The sequence below is a fragment of the Bacillus sp. 491mf genome (genome assembly GCF_900112415.1).
Classification (GTDB): domain Bacteria; phylum Bacillota; class Bacilli; order Bacillales; family Bacillaceae_G; genus Bacillus_A.
This window is the reverse complement of the sequence record NZ_FOLV01000006.1, coordinates 135,012-152,598: the sequence shown is the minus strand read 5'-3', so window position 1 is coordinate 152,598 and position 17,587 is coordinate 135,012. Positions and strand designations below refer to the sequence as shown.

The following is a 17,587-nucleotide window of genomic DNA, read 5'->3' as shown; positions in this document are numbered from 1 at the left end:
GTCTTGCACATGGTTAATACTGAATATTTCGTTATTGGAGATTTGGAAACGCTACAAAAACAATTTGAAGATTTATTACAAACAGAGATTCAATGTAGCGGGGAACTTGAAGAGTGGTTGAAGCGACAGTCGCGGCTTTTAGATGAAGTAGAAGAACAACTTAAACAACATTATATTCAATTTCAGTGTAACACTGATAACAAGCAAGCAAAAGAAGCTTTTGACTTTGATCAAAAGCATGTGCAGCCATTAGTGAAACGCTACAAAAGTTTACTAAACAATAAATACTATGAATCTCCATTCCGTATGGAGCTAGATCCTGAATTTTTTAGTTTGTTGAATAAAAAAATAGAAAATACGATTAGTTTGTTCAGTGAAAAAAATATAGTTTTAGAAATTGAAGAGGATGAGTTAGTGACGAAGTATTTTGAGATTACAGGTAACTTAACTGTAATGTGGGAAGGTAAAGAAAAGTCATTAAGCGACATGCGGGTGTATGTTCAAAATCCTGATCGTACGGTTAGAAAAAATGCAATGACTCTTATTCATGAAAGTATGTTATCCGTTGAAGATGATCTTCAAATCATAATGGATAAGTTAATTGTACTACGGCATCAAAAAGCTCAAAACGTTGGTTTGCAAAATTATCGCGATTATATGTTTAAAAAATATGAACGGTTTGATTATACGGCAGCGGATTGTCTTGAGTTAACAGAAGCAATGCGTCAATATGTTGTTCCGTTACAGAAGAAGCTTCAAGAAAAACAACAAAAAATATTGGGATTACATACTTTTAGACCTTGGGATATTAGAGCAGTTCCAATAAACGAGGAACCTTTACAACCAGTACAAAATGTAAACGAGTTAGTAAAAGGGTGTTTTCATATTTTAGAAAATGTTGATTCTCATTTTTCGGCATTACTACATGAAATGAAAGAAAAAAATCTCTTAGATTTAGAAAGTCGTAAAGGAAAAGCCCCAGGAGGTTTTTGTGAATCCTTACCTGCTTCAAAACAATCGTTTATTTTCATGAATTGTTGTAACACACAAGATGATGTCGTGGTACTGTTACATGAAATGGGTCATTGTATTCATCATGAACTTATGAAAGACATTGAACTAGAGCCATATCGAAATGTCCCAATGGAATCAGCAGAATTAGCCAGTACAACAATGGAACTCCTAACGATGGATTATTGGAATACATTTTACCCAGATCAAGAAGATTTCAAAAGAGCAAAGCGTGAGCAACTCCGATTGATGATACAATACTTACCTATAATTACTGTAGTCGATCAATTCCAGCATTGGATGTACGAAAATCCAAACCATACACATGCGGAAAGAAGAAGGAAATTCAAAGAACTAGCAAGAACATATGACTCTAACCTTGTGAATTGGGAAGGGTATGAAAATTGGCTAGAGACAAATTGGTTGTCTATTTTACATATTTTTGAGGTTCCATTCTACTACATTGAGTATGCAATTGCACAAATAGGCGCTCTGCAAATGTACAAGCAATATAAAGAAAATCCAAAACAAACTTTCATTCATTATAAAGAAGCGCTATCTTTAGGTAGTACAAAATCAGTAAAAGAAGTATATGAAGCGGCAGGTATTCGTTTTGACTTTTCGGCGCAAACAATTAAAGAGTTGATGGAGTTTGTGAAGAAAGAGTTGGAGCTACTTGAGGAAGAGGAATAAGGTGCAAGGGATTTGGACAAGTAGTTACGGGGGAAATGGTGTATTCAATAAGGAGGACATACTGTGACTACCAACTTAATAAAAAAGAAAAGTGGGAAAAGGCATTACAAATATTTCTTTTTGGTAGCCTATTATTTGTTGGCCTTATTGGATATGGGGTATATTGGGCGTTTTTTGATATGAATAGATTGCCAACTGGGGATTATCTTACAGAAAAAACATCTCCAGATGGAAACTACACTTTAAAAACTTACCTTACAAATGGGGGAGCCACGACTTCATTTGCTATAAGAGGCGAATTAGTATTTAACAACAGAAAAAATAAAGCGAAAAATATCTATTGGAACTATCGTGAGGAGACTGCAGATATTGAATGGATAGATAACGATACTGTAATTATTAACGGAAAAACCCTACATGTCCCTAATGAAAAATTTGATTTCAGAAATCAATAGTTAGATAGCTATTTTACTAGAACTAACTAATTCTATATACATATAAGTTAAAAAATGGCATAAAATCCCCTTTCTTATTAAAGGAAGGGGAGAGCATTTGGCCGTGTTTAGAAGCGGTCAGGGGCTATTCCATCACATGCGAAGTTGAAAATAAAAGGGGGATACGAGTACAGGTTATGTTGTATTCTGCATAGCAGCGACTTATATGACGGAAAATTAATATAGATTTATATAATTGAGACCTCTTACTTGAGGTCTTTTTTATGAACTTCTTAACAAGTCAATTGTAATATGATTGGATTTTTAACACTTTAAAAATGCATTGTCTCTACCTTTTCATCAAATGTTTTATTGTTTCCTTATTCAAGCTAATAGAACCAATATAGGCAAGTTCCTATCCTTTGAAAAAGTTCCATCTAGCTCTTTAAGTGACTGTGAAATATATTATCGCGCTGCATATGATATTTCTCTTTTCTCCACTTGAAAAAGATCTTCATTGTATTAGAGGCTTTCTTATACTCTTTTTAAGGTTAGGGAAGTGTTAGCAATACCATATTTTGATGTGGAATAAAATATTAACAGAGGCTGACACATTCATCATAACACTGTTAATAATGTGATTTTTTTCTAAAAATTAAATAGAAAACAACGAATATTCTGCGTTTTATTTCTAAAAATTAATAATATTTACAAAATTACAAAAACAACTTACATTTTAGTTGTACCAAAAAATCCAAGCTAAGAGGAGATGGTTGTATGTTCAAGAAGTTAGTAGTAGGAGCACTAGCAGCTGGTTTTGCATTAACTGGAGGGTTGGGAACGATATCAGCAAGTGCGGAAAAAGATAATACGATTAAATCTTTCGACTATGTAACTGTAGATGAAAAGAATGTAGATTCCGTGGCTAAATTGAATAATAAGTTCAACGAAGACATAAAAGTAACTATGGTTCTGCCTAAACAGAATAAAAATGGAGATTGGCTAGCATATGGGTTTACGAGCAGAGAAACATTGGAAGCTTTCATCGAAAAAGATAAACAAAGACTTAAAAATCAAATAAACCCTCTAGGTAGCGGCCCTGGAAGTACCGATTTCTATGAGCATGCAAATAAAGGTGGACAATATATTTATTGGAGTTCTGGCTTTAAAAACTTACCTTCTAGCTGGAATGACAGAATTTCTTCCATAAGTACGGCATCACCTTCTGCAAGTTATTCGACTACGCTATGGGAGCATACTTCAACTCAAGGGTATGGCAAAGGAGTCTTATTTAGACACTCCGATTGGTATGGTAAAACTGCAAATCTAGCTGCGGATTGGAACGATATAACTTCAGCAATTGAAATCAAGTAAGAGATTTCAATTGATCAGGTGAATAAGTTTCAGAATCACTATTCTCTCATCGATTTAGAAGAAATGAGAGAATAGTGATTTTTTTGTACAATAACAAACTACCTGGTAAAGGCCTGCGCTAAATTTTTTTGTTTCTTCTGGAACATTTTTTCTAAGCATTCAATTGGAATTTCCTTAATGTTGTAAATCCACAGTTTCTAGATAGTGACTCTAATAAAAAAATAAAATAGCTTCTCAGAAAACTTTTTACAAGTAAGCATTTAATAGGAAGTATATAGTAATCACATAATTATATTATGTGAACTTCATTCAGAATGAAAAGAGATATAAGTTTTAACTAACAATAAGAATCATAAGATTAATTGCTTGGAAATAATTAGCCTTTATCTTATTATAGTATTAAAAATATTGAGATTTTCGAGGTGGATAATTATGGAGTGCTTAATAGGGGATGTCAAAGTTCATTATGAAATTTATGGTTCTGGGAAACCGATAATCATGCTTCATGGTTTTACTCCTGATCATAGACTAATGTCAGGTTGTATGGAGCCTGTTTTTTCACAAAGAGAAGGTTGGAAACGAATTTATATCGATTTGCCGGGTATGGGAAAAACGGAGGGACACGCATCTATTCAAAACTCAGATGGAATGTTAGATCTTGTTTTAAAATTTATAGATACAATTATTCCAGATGAATCTTTTTTAATCGCAGGTGAATCGTACGGAGGTTACATAACTAGAGGTGTTATATCTAAAAGAAAGGAAAAAATAGATGGCGTTGCATTTATTTGTCCACTGATTATTCCGGATGCAAGTATGAGGCAGGTTCCACCGCATACGGTTATTTACCGAGATAATAAATTTTTATCTCAGTTAAATACGGAGGAACGTGAAAATTTCAGTTCGAAATTTGTTGTGCTTAACGAATATAATTGGCAGCGCTATCTTGAAGAGATTATTGCAGGTATTAAGTTAGCAGATGAGGCCTTTTTAACAAAAATATTGAAGCAATATGCTTTTTCGTTTGAGGTGGATAGCCAGATATCGCTGTATGAAAAACCAAGCCTTTTTTTATTGGGTAAACAGGATTCCGTAACAGGCTATAGAGACGCTTGGAATCTGCTTGATAAATATCCACGAGCCACTTTTGCAGTTTTAGATAAAGCAGGACATAACTTGCAGATCGAGCAAGATGCTTTATTTCATTCGCTAATAAATGAATGGTTAGATAGAGTAGAAGAAAAGTGATTATAGAAAGACTTATATATAAGTCCAACTTGACTTTCCAACAGACAATTCGTCGCCATGCAAAGCAAAAAGTAACCTGCTACTTTTTTTCTCTTTGTTTGAATATCGCATGTGGCAGAAAAAGGAACTGACCGCTTCTACGCATAGCCAGACACTCTCTACCATATAAAAAGAAAAGGGTTTTATGTCAGGTTTTTAATTTGAATTTATATATAATTAAAGGATACGGGATATAACATATTATCCATGATTAATATGTTATATCCTGTTACTAAGATTTTAGTGCGTTTACTTGATAAAGAGGTATCATCGATGCGAATCTACGTAAACGTCAAATATTCCCCACCTACTATTTGTAAATAACCCATGAGATAATCTCCTTACATACTTTATATGGAGTTTTTTTTATGAAAAGACACCGATTAAAGAAAGAATGGGAAACTTATATTCAAGACTATAAAAACAGTGGATTATCAAAAGTTGCCTGGTGTCAAAAACAGAACCTACCGGTTCATCGGCTATATTACTGGCTGCAAAAATTATCGCCTGAAACGGAAGCGCAAAATGTAAATGAGCGTGTGAATTGGCTTTCTATGAATGTCCCTGACGTAGAAGAAAACATACATGCTACGATTCGAATTCACATGCAAGAAGCAACCATTGAATTAGATACGCCTTTTACTCCGCAAGTGCGATCATGTATAGTGTGGTGGAAACCGCAAAAGAGAACAATCTAAGTCCCTATCATTATCTTCGTTATTTGTTTGAAACACTTCCCAACATCAATTTAAACAATAAAGAAGAAATTGATAAAGTCTTGCCGTGGTCAAAGGATTTACCATCTAGCTGTAGAGTGCCGAAAAAAAGTGAAGCAAACAAAAAATAACTCCAAAATCAACTTCTATTGTATATTTTGGAGTTCCTTGACGTTTACTTATTAACTGCAAGTATAGGAACGAAAATTGGTGGTGATGTAAATTACATCGCAAGAGAAATGGTAACTGAATTTATTCGACCTGTTTTTACTGGAGATACCATTACATGCGAAATAACTCTTACAAATGTTGAACAAATGGAAGGTTTTAAAAAGGTAGAAATAAAGTCAGTATATCGTAATCAAAATGGGAAAGAAGTAATGCTAGGGTCAAGTTATGGAATCATTCGAGACTGAACATTTTAAAATTGAAAATATGTTAATAAAATTTGTTGACATAAAAAATGATTAGGTGCCATACTATATATAATTATAATGCGGGCTAGTAAAGCTAGCCTATTTTCATCACTATATAATTAACTCCCTAATTATGTGTACTAAAAGTAACTGCTTAACGATTTAAAAGAAGAAAGAAGGTACATACATGAGCAATATGAAAGATTCGGAAAAAACGGAAGATGTTTATGTTGTTCCGCCTGCTGTTTCCGATACTAAAGTAATAAATTACAATGATGCGGTTCCTACACTTATACAATCTAAGCGTCAAATTGATCGTTATAATTTAGATATTGACGCCCAAGCTGTTCTCGTTGCGGTTAGGCTAATGGCAGCAGGAACTAAGCTTGGACATGCTACGGAGATTCATTTCTCTAGATTTGGTTTATCAACAGGACGCTATCGTTTACTGGCAGACCTTGAAGATAACGAAGGAGAAGCGTTACCTTCGCAATTAGCTGAACATTTAGGTGTGACACGTGCTACAGTGACAGGTCTAATTGATACCCTTGAGCGAGATGGCCTCGTATCCCGTCGACCTAGCTCAAAAGATGGGCGTCAAAAATCGGTCATTTTAACGGAGCAAGGAGCGAAGAAGCTTCGTGAAATGGCTCCAGAGCATTTCGCAAGGCTAGAAGCTATGGTCGGCTTACTTAGTATCGAGGAGCGCAGTGTATTTCTTGACCTGCTTGGCCGAGTGACAGAAGGCATCTCAGCACTTACGGATGAACTAGACGAATAGAAGAAACTTATGAACAACAGCTAAAAAGGGCTAGTAAAGCTAGCCTATTTTCATCCTCATATGGTTAGGTTCCTAATTATATGATGTGAATAGATTGCTAAATGATTTCAAAAAAGAAAGGAGGTGAATATATGAGGGACATGAAATATCTGAATAAAACAGAAGGTGTATATGCTATTACGAGTGTGGATTCCAATGTAAAGCCTTTTGTATTGTGGCGTGAAGTGTTGATGGCTTATGTTGCCCCTGCCATCATGGCAGGGATTGGGGGATTGATCACTGCCGACAAGGGTCTACAGATTGGGGCACTAACAACGATTGGAGGAACATCAGCCATAGTAGCCTGGATGTTTGGCCTTTGGTTACGAAGCCGAGGGATTCATAATCGCTGGATTATCGGTGCAAATCACTTAGTTGTTGTGGGGATTTTTACTTTGATAGGGACTATGTTTGGACTGTTCGCTGCGTGGTCGGCATCTTGTTTACTAGGGCCGTTTAATCATTTTATTTGGTTCGATCGGGTATGGATTGATTTTCCGCTATCTGCAATGATTGCGAGCACAATCATAACATGGCGATGGCGTCTTAATGTTAAAAAAATTTTTGTATTCAAAGGAGAGGACAGAAAATGATTGTCATTATTGGGGCATCGGGTACAATTGGTAGAGCACTTTTGAAACGTTTAGTTAATTTTGGTGTTCCTGTTCGAGCGCTGAGCAGGGATCCTGAGAAGGTATTTATGCAGATTGGCGATTTAGACCAGTCACTTATTGAAATCGTATCGGCTGATGCAACTGATCCTGAATCGCTGCGCCGTGCGTTTACAGGAGCAAGCCAGCTCTTCCTTGCGATGTCCAACAGTCCAAGACAAATTGAATTAGAGACTTCTATTATTCATATTGCCACGGAAGTCGGAATAGAGCACATCGTAAAGATATCCAGTCCAGTTTTTGACCGAAATGCTCCAGTGGCAGTAGCAGGTTGGCATCATGAAATTGAGAGAATTTTGTTCGAATCGGGTATTAAGCATACGGTGTTACGCCCGTATGCGTTTATGCAGAACTTACTGCGCTTCGCACCGACAATTATAGCCCAGAATGTTTTCTATGGTTCCATGGATGATATCGCATGTAACTTCATTGATTGCCGAGATATTGCAGATGTTGCTGCCGAAGCTTTGACTAACAGTAGGGTAACTGGCAAAGTATACACACTTACCGGTTCTGAGATATTCAGCTATCCACAGATTGCAAGTAAACTATCCGTTCTGCTGGGGAGGCCAATTCGCTATATCAACATGGATTCTCAAGTATTACGACGCAATCTAATCGAACATGAACATATGCCTCCTTGGCTCGCAAATCATATTGTGGAAATTCAGGCTATGTCGGTGGCGCTACCGGAAAAACCTATGGACACTGTGAAGCATTTGCTTGGTAGAGAGCCCCGCACGCTAGACGATTTTCTGTGTGAGTATGTAGAAAACTTCCGGTAATGGCGGAGTTTACCGAACCAAATAAAGAATTTTTTCTGAAAAGTTGTCGATGGCATTCAACCTTTTGGGATAATGAAAAAATAACACTGGTTATAACAGTATTATAGTCGGAATAATCTTTTAAACCTGCATTTTATCAACACGAAGAATTCTATACCCAAAAAAGGGTACGCCTTACAAATTCTATTGTACTAGAAAAAGTGAATGATTTCATGCATTATTATAATTACATGCGACCGTTTAAAAAATTAAACTACCTGTCCCCGATTGAGTATCGGGAACAGGTAGCATAGGTGTTTTATTCCTGTCTCATATCAGTGGTCCAGTTCATCGTAGACACCTCTTATATGTCGTGACAACTACTACGTTAAAACTTACGAGTTTGTACGAGTTCATTAATTTAATATACAATCCATGTGTTTATATTCGTCGCCCCGTAAAATGTCATTTCGCCTAAGCTCGTACTTCGTTTTCTATTCTATTATAATTGTATCTATTATCTTTCTTGATTAATTATCTTTTATATGTTAATTACCTTATTCTGATTAGTTATTATCATTTGTATATGAATATTCCGACTCCATTTTAGACCAATCTTCAATATTGCTTCCATCCTTAGTTAATTCAGCAATTAATTTTTTATCTCCGAATTTATCGCCTGTTATAATTTCCTCAGAATTATTCAATACATCATCTTTCACCAATGATTCTTTATATTTTTAATACAAATATGAGTCAGATGCAGAACCTTCTTCAACATTTCTAGCTTTCCCTACCCCCTTAGTTTCACTCTTAACAGCATCGACATTCCCGTTCACGAATCTACAACGTTAAGGATAATACGTTCCATTCTTACTTTCATTTCATCTAGTGAACTAGGATAACCTAAATCTGGCATTAAATCTGTAAATTGTTTGATGTCATCAGAATTATATTTTCTTATCTCCACTAAAGATCCCCTCCACATTTTTTCTCTAATTGTATCATTTTCAATAATTACAGGACCTTTAATCCACAAATAAAGGTTTGCTTACACAATGTTTTATTTGTGTTTTTGAGATAAAGCCACGGTTTGTATAAAAGATGCGACGTATGTGAAAATATTGTGATACTTTTTCCTTAGGTATTTATTTTTTAAAGAAACGTGGCAACTATTTCCAAAAAATAGCAATCTTTTTGTTGGATGTTAATGGGAAATTTTATAGATAATGTAACCTATTTTTGTTTCAACTATGTTAAAGTAAAGAGGGAGAAAATCCTATGAATAAAGGTAATAAGTTACTTTAACCAAGACTAATAAATACATTAAGCAGGAAGGGGCATATGAAAAGTATAATAAAATTAATAAAATTTGTCGGATTAATTGTTTTAACAGTATTAATCATAGCACTTTTTTTCCCAACATGGACTTCACATATAAAAGGTAATAACAGTATAAGTGTATTAGAACAAGTAGAGATAAATGGAAGTAGTCATGAAATTATGATACGTGGCAAAGATAAGGATAATCCAGTTATTATTTTTGTACATGGAGGACCTGGATGTCCAGAAATACCATATGCCGATAAGTACCAAGACTTATTGGAAAACAATTTTACGGTTGTAAATTACGATCAAAGAGCATTTGGAAAATCATATCACTTTTTTGAGGACTATTCTAATCTTTCAGCAGACTTACTGGTGAAGGACTTATTGGCCATGACGGATTATATATCGGAACGATTTGGAAAAGAAAAGGTAATTCTAATTGGTCATTCTTATGGTACATATATTGGAATGCAAGCTGCTTATAAAGCTCCTGAAAAATTTGAAGCATATATTGGTATTGGACAAATGAGTGATACCGTAGAAAGCGAGATTGACAGTTTGAACTACACCATTAATCAGGCTCAAAATAATGGTAATACGGATGATGTTTTATATTTACAAGGGTTAACTGAAAAAATCAAAAATGGCGATACATTTACCCCGCGAAATTATGTTAACAAATATGGTGGGGGTTCAAGGCTTATTGACAATCCTGATGGTAATAACATAGGTATGTTGTTTAGTAATGAGTATAACTTATTAGATGTAATTCGTTATAACTATGGAGTATCCTATTCGCAAACCAGTTTGTTAAAGGAAGTTTTAAATAAACCATTACCTACATTAGTAACAAAACTTGAAATACCGTGCTATTTTATCATGGGTAAATATGATTATATGACTTCCTCTAATGCAGCAAGAAAATATTTTGATATAGTTGAAGCTGATAAAAAAGAATTTATTCCCTTTGAGAAATCAGCTCATTATCCACAATTTGAAGAGAAGGAAAAGTTTAATAAATGGATGTGCGATACATTTTTAAAATAGATACACCAATTGTTCTCTATGATTATCAGCCGAAAAGGGCAGACGAATATCCAAACTTTGAATTTAATAAATAGATGAATAATGTATAAAGGAGCTCTACTCTCAATGGCAAGAAAATTATTAACACAAAGATTTCCGCTTTTAATTCCTATTAGAATTAGACAACGTAGGCTGTTTAAAAAAATAAGTGACGGTCTTGCAGGTCATAAATTTTCAAAAACATTTGAGCAAAATTCATTACCTTACAGGATTTATAAACATAAATCTTTGCTTATTAGAAAATTAGGTGATACGGATATGCAGCTGCAATATAACAAAATTACCAATCTGAAGCTAGCAATCTCCAAAATAAATCAGGTTGTAATTAAACCGGGAGAAACATTTTCATTTTGGCATCTTGTTGGAAATGCCAGTGAAAAGGCTGGATATAAAGAAGGAATTATTTTAATGAATGGCGAAGCGATAAAGGGAATAGGTGGAGGCCTCTGTCAGTTAGGAAATCTTCTCTACTGGATGTTTCTTCATTCAGAGTTGGAAACAGTGGAAAGATATCGTCATAGTTTCGATCCATTCCCAGACTATGGACGTGTGATTCCATTTGGAACAGGTGCCACTTTGATGAATGGTATTATTGATCTTAAATTGAGAAACAATTCAAATATTACCTATCAAGTTAATCTACATCTTGACGAAGAATACATATACGGAGAAATTAGAGCATCCCAGTATCCTCCATATAAGTATTCTATCGTCGAAGAAGATCATCGTTTTGTAAAAAAAGCAGATGGGCAAGTATATAGGCAAAATAAAATTTATAAAAAAATAGTTGATCGTGTCACAGGTAATTTAGTTGGCAAAGAGCTAGTCATGGAAAATGATTGCTTAGTAAAATATGAAGTAGATAATCAGAAAATTGTGGGTTCTTTATAGATAACGTTTTTTACTCTTCTAAAGATATTTAAAAAAACTGGATAAGTAATTTTAAAATAAAAGCCTCTAAGGCAAAAAATATGATTGAAATGGACTTTTCATTTACTCAGCTACATATGTATCAACTTGAAGTACCTATGATAATAGGTGCTTTTTATTATGTAGAATTTACATAATAAATGTGGGTTTATTAAAATAAACATTCAAGGTTGGTGGACTAAATTACAATAATGAAATGTAAGGGAAATGAATTTCTACATTGAAACAAAAGGGTTAAACTAACATTATAAGAATCGACTAAAAGATAAGGAGTGAGCACATGGTTTGGTTAACATTAATACTCGCATATGGAATGTTTTTATTATATTGTGTTCGCACTCTGAAGAAATGGACGAGTCTTTGGTATTGTGACGAAACAAACGAAGACAATCTAAATAAAATATTTTCCCGTCAGTTCAGTAACTTCAACAAAAAGAGTGTTAATCCTTCTTGGATCAACACCCCAATACTAAGCTAATTTTTAACATCTTACATATTTACGTTTGAAACCAATCCGCCCTCTATCAATTTCTTTATGAATACTTTCGTAAGCATTTAGGAAACTGCTTTTTTTCTTGTCCCGTTTTACTTCTACTGTACCTATTTCCTTTGCGCTCTCGACTGCCTTTTCATGTAGCGGCAAATATGAAATCCCTACGGTGTATAGAAAATTATTCATAGCGGATTTCGTTCGTTCTGGCGAATCATGAATCGTATTTTTCACAATTTCAACCATATTGGAAATTTTGCTTTCGGAAAATTCATTGTCTAGGCGATTCCCTAAAAGCCAGCAGTAGCAACTCCAGCCGGCTGACATTCTCAGTTCGTCACCGCTTGCAATCCATTTATCAGCAACGTCTTGTGCAAAATCTGATTCTGCTAAAGTTACTGCCACCACAAAATCAGACAGCATATAAAAATACGCCCCATCCATCCAACGATCAAAATCCGACTCACTCATAGCTTTTGGGTCTGCAATAATGCCTGCAAAGTACATTGCATCATAGTTACCTGTGGAATATAGTTCTTCAGCTAAACGTTGATTTATTTTTATTTTCTTTGCGATTGGTTTCATTGCACCTGTAGCTACGCCAAAAAGCGGCTCCTGCGCACCATTGGATATGTATATTTTTTTCGTTCCTTACCGAGGGCTTCAAGCTCCTGCATAACTGTTTCGAATTCCATAGTTTTGCACTTCCTTCCATACTTTAATTATAACTAAAAAAATAATTCACACATAAACTACTCCGTAATACTATATAGTAGTACTAAGTAATGCTAAGTAGATGCGAGGAGGAAATATGAAGGATTTAACTGAAATGCTTAAGGGAGTTCTTGAAGGAGTTGTACTTCAAAAGATTCAAACAGGTGAAACCTATGGGTATGAAATAACTAGGTATCTAAATGAGTTAGGTTTTGATGATATTGTGGAAGGAACTGTCTATACCATTCTTGTTCGAATAGAGAAAAAAGGACTCGTGAAGATTGAGAAGAAAAAATCTGAGCTTGGACCCGCGAGAAAATTCTACACACTAAATGCGAAAGGAGAACAAGAATTAAATGATTTTTGGCAACGCTGGTCATTTTTAGAAGAAAAAATGAATGAAATAAAGGAGCAAAAAAATGATTAAAAAAATGATTAAAGAAAAACGGGAATTTCGTGCATATCAAAAAAGAGTGAATGAATTACCTGGAGAATACAAAAAGGCTATGAAAGCAATTGAAAATTATATGTGGAACTTTGCTAAGGGATCAGGCATGTTGGAGCTATTAAAGAATATATTAGAGATGTTCGAGAATAGTGCCAGTGATGGATTAAGCGTACGAGATGTAGTAGGAAATGATATAGCAGAATTTGCAGACTCATTCCTAGCCGAGTTTCCAGAAGAAACATGGATTGACAAATTAAGAAAGAAATTAAGAGATTCTATTGAATAAAGGAGCGAGCCATGAATCCAACTGTGCTTGAAATCAAAAATGTAAAAAAGAGTTTTAAAGGGAATGAGGTTTTAAAAAATGTCAGTATCACTGTGAAGCAAGGCTCCATTTATGCCTTATTAGGGGCGAACGGTGCTGGGAAAAGTACCCTACTAAAAATTGTTACGGGGCTACTTAATAGTGATGGCGGCAAGGTGACCATTCATGATATTAATGTTGCTGACAATCCTATGGCGGTAAAAAAGTTATTTAGTTTTAGTTCACAGAATACCACAGTTGACGGTGTTCTTACTGGATATGAAAATCTTCATTTGATTGCAAAACTGCGACATGAACAAAATCCTAAAAAAGCTGTAGAAAGCCTGTTAGATAAGTTTGATCTGACTGAAGCCAAAGATAAAGCAGTTTCAACGTATTCAGGAGGAATGCGACGCCGCCTTGACTTAGCAATGAGTTTAGTTGGGAATCCAAAATTCATTTTTCTAGATGAACCTACCACAGGATTGGACCCTAAAAGCAGACAGGATCTTTGGGATACGATTAAAGAAATGAAGTCGCAAGGGAAAACAATTTTCTTAACGACCCAATATTTAGAGGAAGCAGATTATTTAGCCGATCAAATAGGTTTTTTACGTGAAGGTAAAATTGTTGCAGGAGGGACCCCAGATGAAATGAAACGTATTGCTGGAGCAGATAAATTACTACTTGTATTTAATCGAAATCAAGACGCTGAGAAAGCTTTAAAACTTTTAGAATCATATTCTCCTGTAAAAAGAGTAGATTATGAGATTTCCATTGATTTAACAGAGGAGATAACAACAACTTTAAACGTATTAAATGCCCTCACAACTGAAAATATTGAACTCAAGACCTTCAAAATGATAACCTCAACCCTTGATGATGTATTTATTACCCTTACGAAAGGAAGAAAATAATGCAAATCATACAGAGTTTTGGAGATACATTAGCACTTGCCAATAGAATTATTAAACATAATATGCGAAGTATCGACACGCTTATTACCGTTATTGCTATGCCAGTTATGATGTTATTAGGAATAGTTTATATATTTGGAGGAGCCATCCAAATTCAAGGAGTGTCTCAAGAGGATTATATAAATTATGTGCTTCCTGGAATCTTATTAATGACGATTGCCAGCGGATCAGCTTATACTTCATTACGAATTAACTTAGATAAAACATCAGGGATGTTTGACAGATTTAAGTCAATGCCTATATCAAAATCATCCGTATTAGGTGGCCACGTTTTAGCTTCTGTTATCTTTATGTCAGTTTCTATAATTGCAGTTTTAATAGTAGGTTTTTTAGCTGGATTTAGAAGTAATGCGACATTTTCTGAATGGCTTCTTGTAGGATTTTTAATTATTCTTTTTTCTCTTACATTAACATGGCTTTCAGTACCTTTTGCGTTGGCCGCCGGAAGTATTGAAGGAGCCAGTTCCTTCTCTTACATCTTACTGATGATGCTTTTTGTCAGTTCTGCATTTGTGCCTGTCGATGGAATGCCAAAGTTAGTTCGTCTCTTCGCAGAAAATCAACCAATGACGCCAATTATTCAAGCAATAAGAAATCTACTTCAATCACATGCTGCTGGAAATGATTTATGGATTTCAATTGGTTGGATGGTACTAATCATAATAATTTCATATATTTTTGGAATGAAAGTTTATAAGAGAGTATAAGTAATTAATAATATGTATTTCAATTTTTGTGGATTTGAAATAAAGTCGTACCGGTTATAAAAAAGATGTACTGTTTTGAAATTATCAAGACATAAATTCAAAAAAACTTAAAATATAAGGGGTCCAGCATATTATTTATGCATAATATGTTTGGCCCCTTATTCTTTGAGGATGATTTTGAAACTGAATTTGCATTGTATTTTTCTTTATTTGGATATAAGTAAATAAAGCCCCATAAACGTTCGTTTATGGGACCTATTAGATAGAATTCAACACTAAAAAAGTATCTAAAAACATGAAATATCAATATACTTTAAATTGAGTATTGGGGTCTGTGTAGCAATGAAACCAAATCACGCAACAAGTATTTACATTTTGTTGAATCTTCTCTTTGTTTATTTATGCGTTATTTTAGATAGTGTAACAAAGCTCTGTCATTGCAGCATTTACATCTTTTATAATGAGTAACATTTCCTCGTAGGGTGGGATAAATTCTTGACCAAATTCTATTGTAAAAGCATAAACTTTACTTTTATTTGAATCAATAATATGACGACTATAGGCGTAATCTTCCGAAGTTGCTGACGTTGCATATAGTTCTATTCCTTGTTGAACATTATAAGACTTACCACGTACAGCATGAAGAGCGTTATTCATTTGTGTGGCCAAATTGACTAAAGTATTTTGGTCTATACTAGATATATATTCTCGATACTCTGTATCGTTTGCTATTCCACGTTTTCCGTCAAAAATTGGATTATGGAAGTTTTGGTTCGGATCCGTTTCTTGATTATCATCGTCACCCTAAGGACATAATATCATTCCCCCATGACTATGGATATCCACATAATATTGAATATTAGGGTAAGTATCTAAGAGATACTTCACATTTTTTGTTTCAGGTTCCGAAAAAGGTACTGTGCCTTTATAAATCTCTTTTGCTGGATCATTCGATGTTCCGATTCCACTATTCCAGAGAAAATCAAAGTTCCGATTGATATCTACTCCGAAATTCTGACCACCTGTACTTGTATTTGGATTTCGATTTTTTCGCCACATTGTCTCTGCTGTCTGTGAATAATTTTTCCCATCTGGGTTTACATCAGGAAATACAAAAATGTCAAGTTTCTCCATAAAATTACGAATTTGGTCAAATGTATATGTTTTGTTCCCAAAGGTAAGTGGAGTGTGAGATTGATAAGCTGTAATTAACTGCCGTAAAAAGTTGATACATATATCGGAACCGCCCCATTCTCTGGCGTGCACACTACCTGTAAACAAAACTCCCGTTCTATTTGAATTGGTTCCAGCTTTTAAACATATAGCATGTGAAGTACGTCCTTCCCATGTTTGATTAGGAAGTTTAATCAAGGTTACTAAGTTTGGAAATTGGTTGGCTAGTTGTTTGAGTACAGTTTCTATCTCGTCTACTGTCATATAGCCTCCACGAACTGTTTCCGCTTCTGACATGAGATTAGAAGTAGCAAATCGATTGCCAGAAGATATTTCTTTTTTTCTGTCCTTGGTAATGGTATTCAAATCATCAATAACTTATATGTGATAACCAGCCTGTTTGACTTTATCAATTTGATTATCTGTTAGAATTCCGGGGACTTCATAGGAATCCGTGTCTATTTTCTTCGCTACACGATATTGTAAATCTAAATTGAATTTTTTTAACAAGAGTAATTTTTCGTGTGAATTACCACGTATACGAACAGAATATAAATTCATATATTCATCTCCTAATTACATTTTTGATACAGAAAATAATTTACGTATGTAGTATAGACATTGATTAGACTCAAAAAACATCCAATATATGTAATTTTAACAGAAATTATTTATATTCCACTACAAAATTCCACCCCTGTTAATTATAAAAAATTTCTGCGCTACATTATGTTGTTTGTAATTAACAGGGGGTGTTTTCGTTAGAAGATGATATGTACAAAAATTAAAACATTAGGTGACCGTCGATTTTTTAAGGTCTAGGAAAAAATTGGGTTGAAAAAGGAACAATGATGGTGTAAAATTACACTGAACAATACGCAAGTTACTTTTTAGGCGAGGGGAAGTGAATAAGGAGCTTATAATCGAAATCATTTCAACGAAAATAAAGTTAATTCGTACTGAAAAAGGTATACGCAGGATAAAATGGATGAAGTTCTCGGCATTTCAAAGAAAAAGCTTGTTCAAATCGAGAAGGGGAATACATAGATAAAAATATTTTATTAATGTTGTTAACTCTGACCTTATTATTAGGATGTGCTTATTTTATCCCAAAAACTTTTGCTAGGGATATAGGAAAAACAACTGCTAAAGATACATGAAAAGTAAATGGAATTATGTAAAAATAAATAATTACATATGAAGTACATTCCTAACATACCTACATTAGGAGGGTTTTCCCTTT

At 34.4% G+C, this 17,587-nt stretch carries 16 protein-coding genes and 6 pseudogenes; 18 read left to right on the top strand and 4 right to left on the bottom strand.

Annotated features, from left to right (window positions below; genetic code table 11):
* Positions 1-9 precede the first annotated feature (9 nt).
* The 11 genes and pseudogenes from BM211_RS09010 to BM211_RS27490 all read left to right on the top strand — a co-directional run.
* The gene (locus BM211_RS09010) at positions 10-1,704 is read left to right on the top strand and encodes a M3 family oligoendopeptidase (protein WP_035431403.1); all 1,695 of its coding nucleotides are present in this window, start codon (positions 10-12) and stop codon (positions 1,702-1,704) included.
* A gap of 35 nt (positions 1,705-1,739) precedes the next feature.
* Positions 1,740-2,159 (top strand): DUF5412 domain-containing protein, encoded by a 420-nt coding sequence (locus BM211_RS09005; RefSeq protein WP_035431401.1) that lies wholly within the window; start codon positions 1,740-1,742, stop codon positions 2,157-2,159.
* Between the two features lie 756 nt (positions 2,160-2,915).
* Positions 2,916-3,512 (top strand): hypothetical protein, encoded by a 597-nt coding sequence (locus BM211_RS09000; RefSeq protein ID WP_035431399.1) that lies wholly within the window; start codon positions 2,916-2,918, stop codon positions 3,510-3,512.
* Between the two features lie 429 nt (positions 3,513-3,941).
* Positions 3,942-4,760 carry an alpha/beta fold hydrolase gene (locus BM211_RS08995; RefSeq protein WP_371261865.1) on the top strand — a complete coding sequence of 273 codons (819 nt, stop codon included), beginning with the start codon at positions 3,942-3,944 and terminating at the stop codon, positions 4,758-4,760.
* Between the two features lie 407 nt (positions 4,761-5,167).
* Positions 5,168-5,497 (top strand): IS66 family insertion sequence element accessory protein TnpA, encoded by a 330-nt coding sequence (locus tag BM211_RS08990; protein WP_090996537.1) that lies wholly within the window; start codon positions 5,168-5,170, stop codon positions 5,495-5,497.
* A complete protein-coding gene (locus BM211_RS08985; RefSeq protein WP_256217056.1) occupies positions 5,458-5,646 on the top strand; it encodes a transposase domain-containing protein in 189 nt (62 codons plus the stop codon). Before BM211_RS08990 ends, BM211_RS08985 begins: the two co-directional genes overlap by 40 nt.
* Before the next feature lie 48 nt (positions 5,647-5,694).
* Positions 5,695-5,931, top strand: a pseudogene (locus BM211_RS08980) (MaoC family dehydratase N-terminal domain-containing protein); the annotation flags it as partial.
* 187 nt (positions 5,932-6,118) lie between these two features.
* On the top strand, positions 6,119-6,712 hold the full coding sequence (locus tag BM211_RS08975; RefSeq protein ID WP_371261863.1) for a MarR family winged helix-turn-helix transcriptional regulator: 594 nt from the start codon (positions 6,119-6,121) through the stop codon (positions 6,710-6,712).
* Between the two features lie 131 nt (positions 6,713-6,843).
* Positions 6,844-7,344 carry a hypothetical protein gene (locus BM211_RS08970; RefSeq protein WP_090996532.1) on the top strand — a complete coding sequence of 167 codons (501 nt, stop codon included), beginning with the start codon at positions 6,844-6,846 and terminating at the stop codon, positions 7,342-7,344.
* Positions 7,341-8,207 carry an SDR family oxidoreductase gene (locus BM211_RS08965; protein WP_035431392.1) on the top strand — a complete coding sequence of 289 codons (867 nt, stop codon included), beginning with the start codon at positions 7,341-7,343 and terminating at the stop codon, positions 8,205-8,207. The genes BM211_RS08970 and BM211_RS08965 overlap by 4 nt, the downstream gene beginning before the upstream one ends.
* 155 nt (positions 8,208-8,362) lie before the next feature.
* Positions 8,363-8,500, top strand: a pseudogene (locus tag BM211_RS27490) (IS3 family transposase); the annotation flags it as partial.
* Positions 8,501-8,752: 252 nt separating this feature from the next.
* Here BM211_RS27490 and BM211_RS08955 read toward each other — a convergent pair.
* Both BM211_RS08955 and BM211_RS27485 read right to left on the bottom strand, forming a co-directional pair.
* Positions 8,753-8,908: a hypothetical protein gene (locus BM211_RS08955; RefSeq protein WP_197059926.1), complete on the bottom strand. Its 156-nt coding sequence runs from the start codon at positions 8,906-8,908 to the stop codon at positions 8,753-8,755.
* 128 nt (positions 8,909-9,036) lie between these two features.
* A pseudogene (locus tag BM211_RS27485) lies at positions 9,037-9,156 on the bottom strand (GNAT family N-acetyltransferase); the annotation flags it as partial.
* 374 nt (positions 9,157-9,530) lie between these two features.
* Between BM211_RS27485 and BM211_RS08945 the strand changes: the two are divergent.
* Positions 9,531-10,562, top strand: coding sequence for an alpha/beta fold hydrolase (locus BM211_RS08945; RefSeq protein ID WP_090996529.1), 1,032 nt, complete (start codon positions 9,531-9,533; stop codon positions 10,560-10,562).
* Positions 10,563-10,667: 105 nt separating this feature from the next.
* Entirely contained in the window at positions 10,668-11,492 is an 825-nt protein-coding gene (locus BM211_RS08940; protein ID WP_090996527.1) for a VanW family protein, read from the top strand.
* A gap of 520 nt (positions 11,493-12,012) precedes the next feature.
* On the opposite strand, the pseudogene BM211_RS08930 reads toward BM211_RS08940, so the two are convergent.
* A pseudogene (locus BM211_RS08930) lies at positions 12,013-12,716 on the bottom strand (DNA alkylation repair protein).
* 116 nt (positions 12,717-12,832) lie between these two features.
* On the opposite strand from BM211_RS08930, the gene BM211_RS08925 reads away from it, so the two are divergent.
* From BM211_RS08925 to BM211_RS08910, 4 genes are read left to right on the top strand one after another with little or no spacing between them, the layout of a single operon-like run.
* Complete coding sequence (locus BM211_RS08925; RefSeq protein WP_035431384.1) at positions 12,833-13,162, top strand: PadR family transcriptional regulator; 330 nt, start codon at positions 12,833-12,835, stop codon at positions 13,160-13,162.
* Positions 13,155-13,469 (top strand): DUF1048 domain-containing protein, encoded by a 315-nt coding sequence (locus BM211_RS08920; protein WP_090996521.1) that lies wholly within the window; start codon positions 13,155-13,157, stop codon positions 13,467-13,469. The genes BM211_RS08925 and BM211_RS08920 overlap by 8 nt, the downstream gene beginning before the upstream one ends.
* Before the next feature lie 11 nt (positions 13,470-13,480).
* On the top strand, positions 13,481-14,404 hold the full coding sequence (locus BM211_RS08915; protein ID WP_090996518.1) for an ABC transporter ATP-binding protein: 924 nt from the start codon (positions 13,481-13,483) through the stop codon (positions 14,402-14,404).
* Entirely contained in the window at positions 14,404-15,171 is a 768-nt protein-coding gene (locus tag BM211_RS08910) for an ABC transporter permease (RefSeq protein WP_090996516.1), read from the top strand. Before BM211_RS08915 ends, BM211_RS08910 begins: the two co-directional genes overlap by 1 nt.
* Positions 15,172-15,582: 411 nt before the next feature.
* Here BM211_RS08910 and BM211_RS08905 read toward each other — a convergent pair.
* Positions 15,583-16,608, bottom strand: a pseudogene (locus BM211_RS08905) (M14 family metallopeptidase).
* A 640-nt stretch (positions 16,609-17,248) separates the two neighbouring features.
* Here BM211_RS08905 and BM211_RS25865 point away from each other — a divergent pair.
* Positions 17,249-17,388 (top strand): annotated as a pseudogene (locus BM211_RS25865) (transcriptional regulator); the annotation flags it as partial.
* Between the last annotated feature and the right edge of the window lie 199 nt (positions 17,389-17,587).

What these genes read in the sequence shown, in the direction of transcription:
- BM211_RS09010 (WP_035431403.1), top strand. Translation starts at nt 10, where the DNA reads ATGGTTAATACTGAATATTTCGTTATTGGAGATTTGGAAACGCTACAA.
- BM211_RS09000 (WP_035431399.1), top strand. Translation starts at nt 2,916, where the DNA reads ATGTTCAAGAAGTTAGTAGTAGGAGCACTAGCAGCTGGTTTTGCATTA.
- BM211_RS08910 (WP_090996516.1), top strand. Translation starts at nt 14,404, where the DNA reads ATGCAAATCATACAGAGTTTTGGAGATACATTAGCACTTGCCAATAGA.
- BM211_RS08925 (WP_035431384.1), top strand. Translation starts at nt 12,833, where the DNA reads ATGAAGGATTTAACTGAAATGCTTAAGGGAGTTCTTGAAGGAGTTGTA.
- BM211_RS08975 (WP_371261863.1), top strand. Translation starts at nt 6,119, where the DNA reads ATGAGCAATATGAAAGATTCGGAAAAAACGGAAGATGTTTATGTTGTT.
- BM211_RS08945 (WP_090996529.1), top strand. Translation starts at nt 9,531, where the DNA reads ATGAAAAGTATAATAAAATTAATAAAATTTGTCGGATTAATTGTTTTA.
- BM211_RS08965 (WP_035431392.1), top strand. Translation starts at nt 7,341, where the DNA reads ATGATTGTCATTATTGGGGCATCGGGTACAATTGGTAGAGCACTTTTG.
- BM211_RS09005 (WP_035431401.1), top strand. Translation starts at nt 1,740, where the DNA reads ATGGTGTATTCAATAAGGAGGACATACTGTGACTACCAACTTAATAAA.
- BM211_RS08940 (WP_090996527.1), top strand. Translation starts at nt 10,668, where the DNA reads ATGGCAAGAAAATTATTAACACAAAGATTTCCGCTTTTAATTCCTATT.
- BM211_RS08970 (WP_090996532.1), top strand. Translation starts at nt 6,844, where the DNA reads ATGAGGGACATGAAATATCTGAATAAAACAGAAGGTGTATATGCTATT.
- BM211_RS08920 (WP_090996521.1), top strand. Translation starts at nt 13,155, where the DNA reads ATGATTAAAAAAATGATTAAAGAAAAACGGGAATTTCGTGCATATCAA.
- BM211_RS08915 (WP_090996518.1), top strand. Translation starts at nt 13,481, where the DNA reads ATGAATCCAACTGTGCTTGAAATCAAAAATGTAAAAAAGAGTTTTAAA.
- BM211_RS08985 (WP_256217056.1), top strand. Translation starts at nt 5,458, where the DNA reads ATGTATAGTGTGGTGGAAACCGCAAAAGAGAACAATCTAAGTCCCTAT.
- BM211_RS08990 (WP_090996537.1), top strand. Translation starts at nt 5,168, where the DNA reads ATGAAAAGACACCGATTAAAGAAAGAATGGGAAACTTATATTCAAGAC.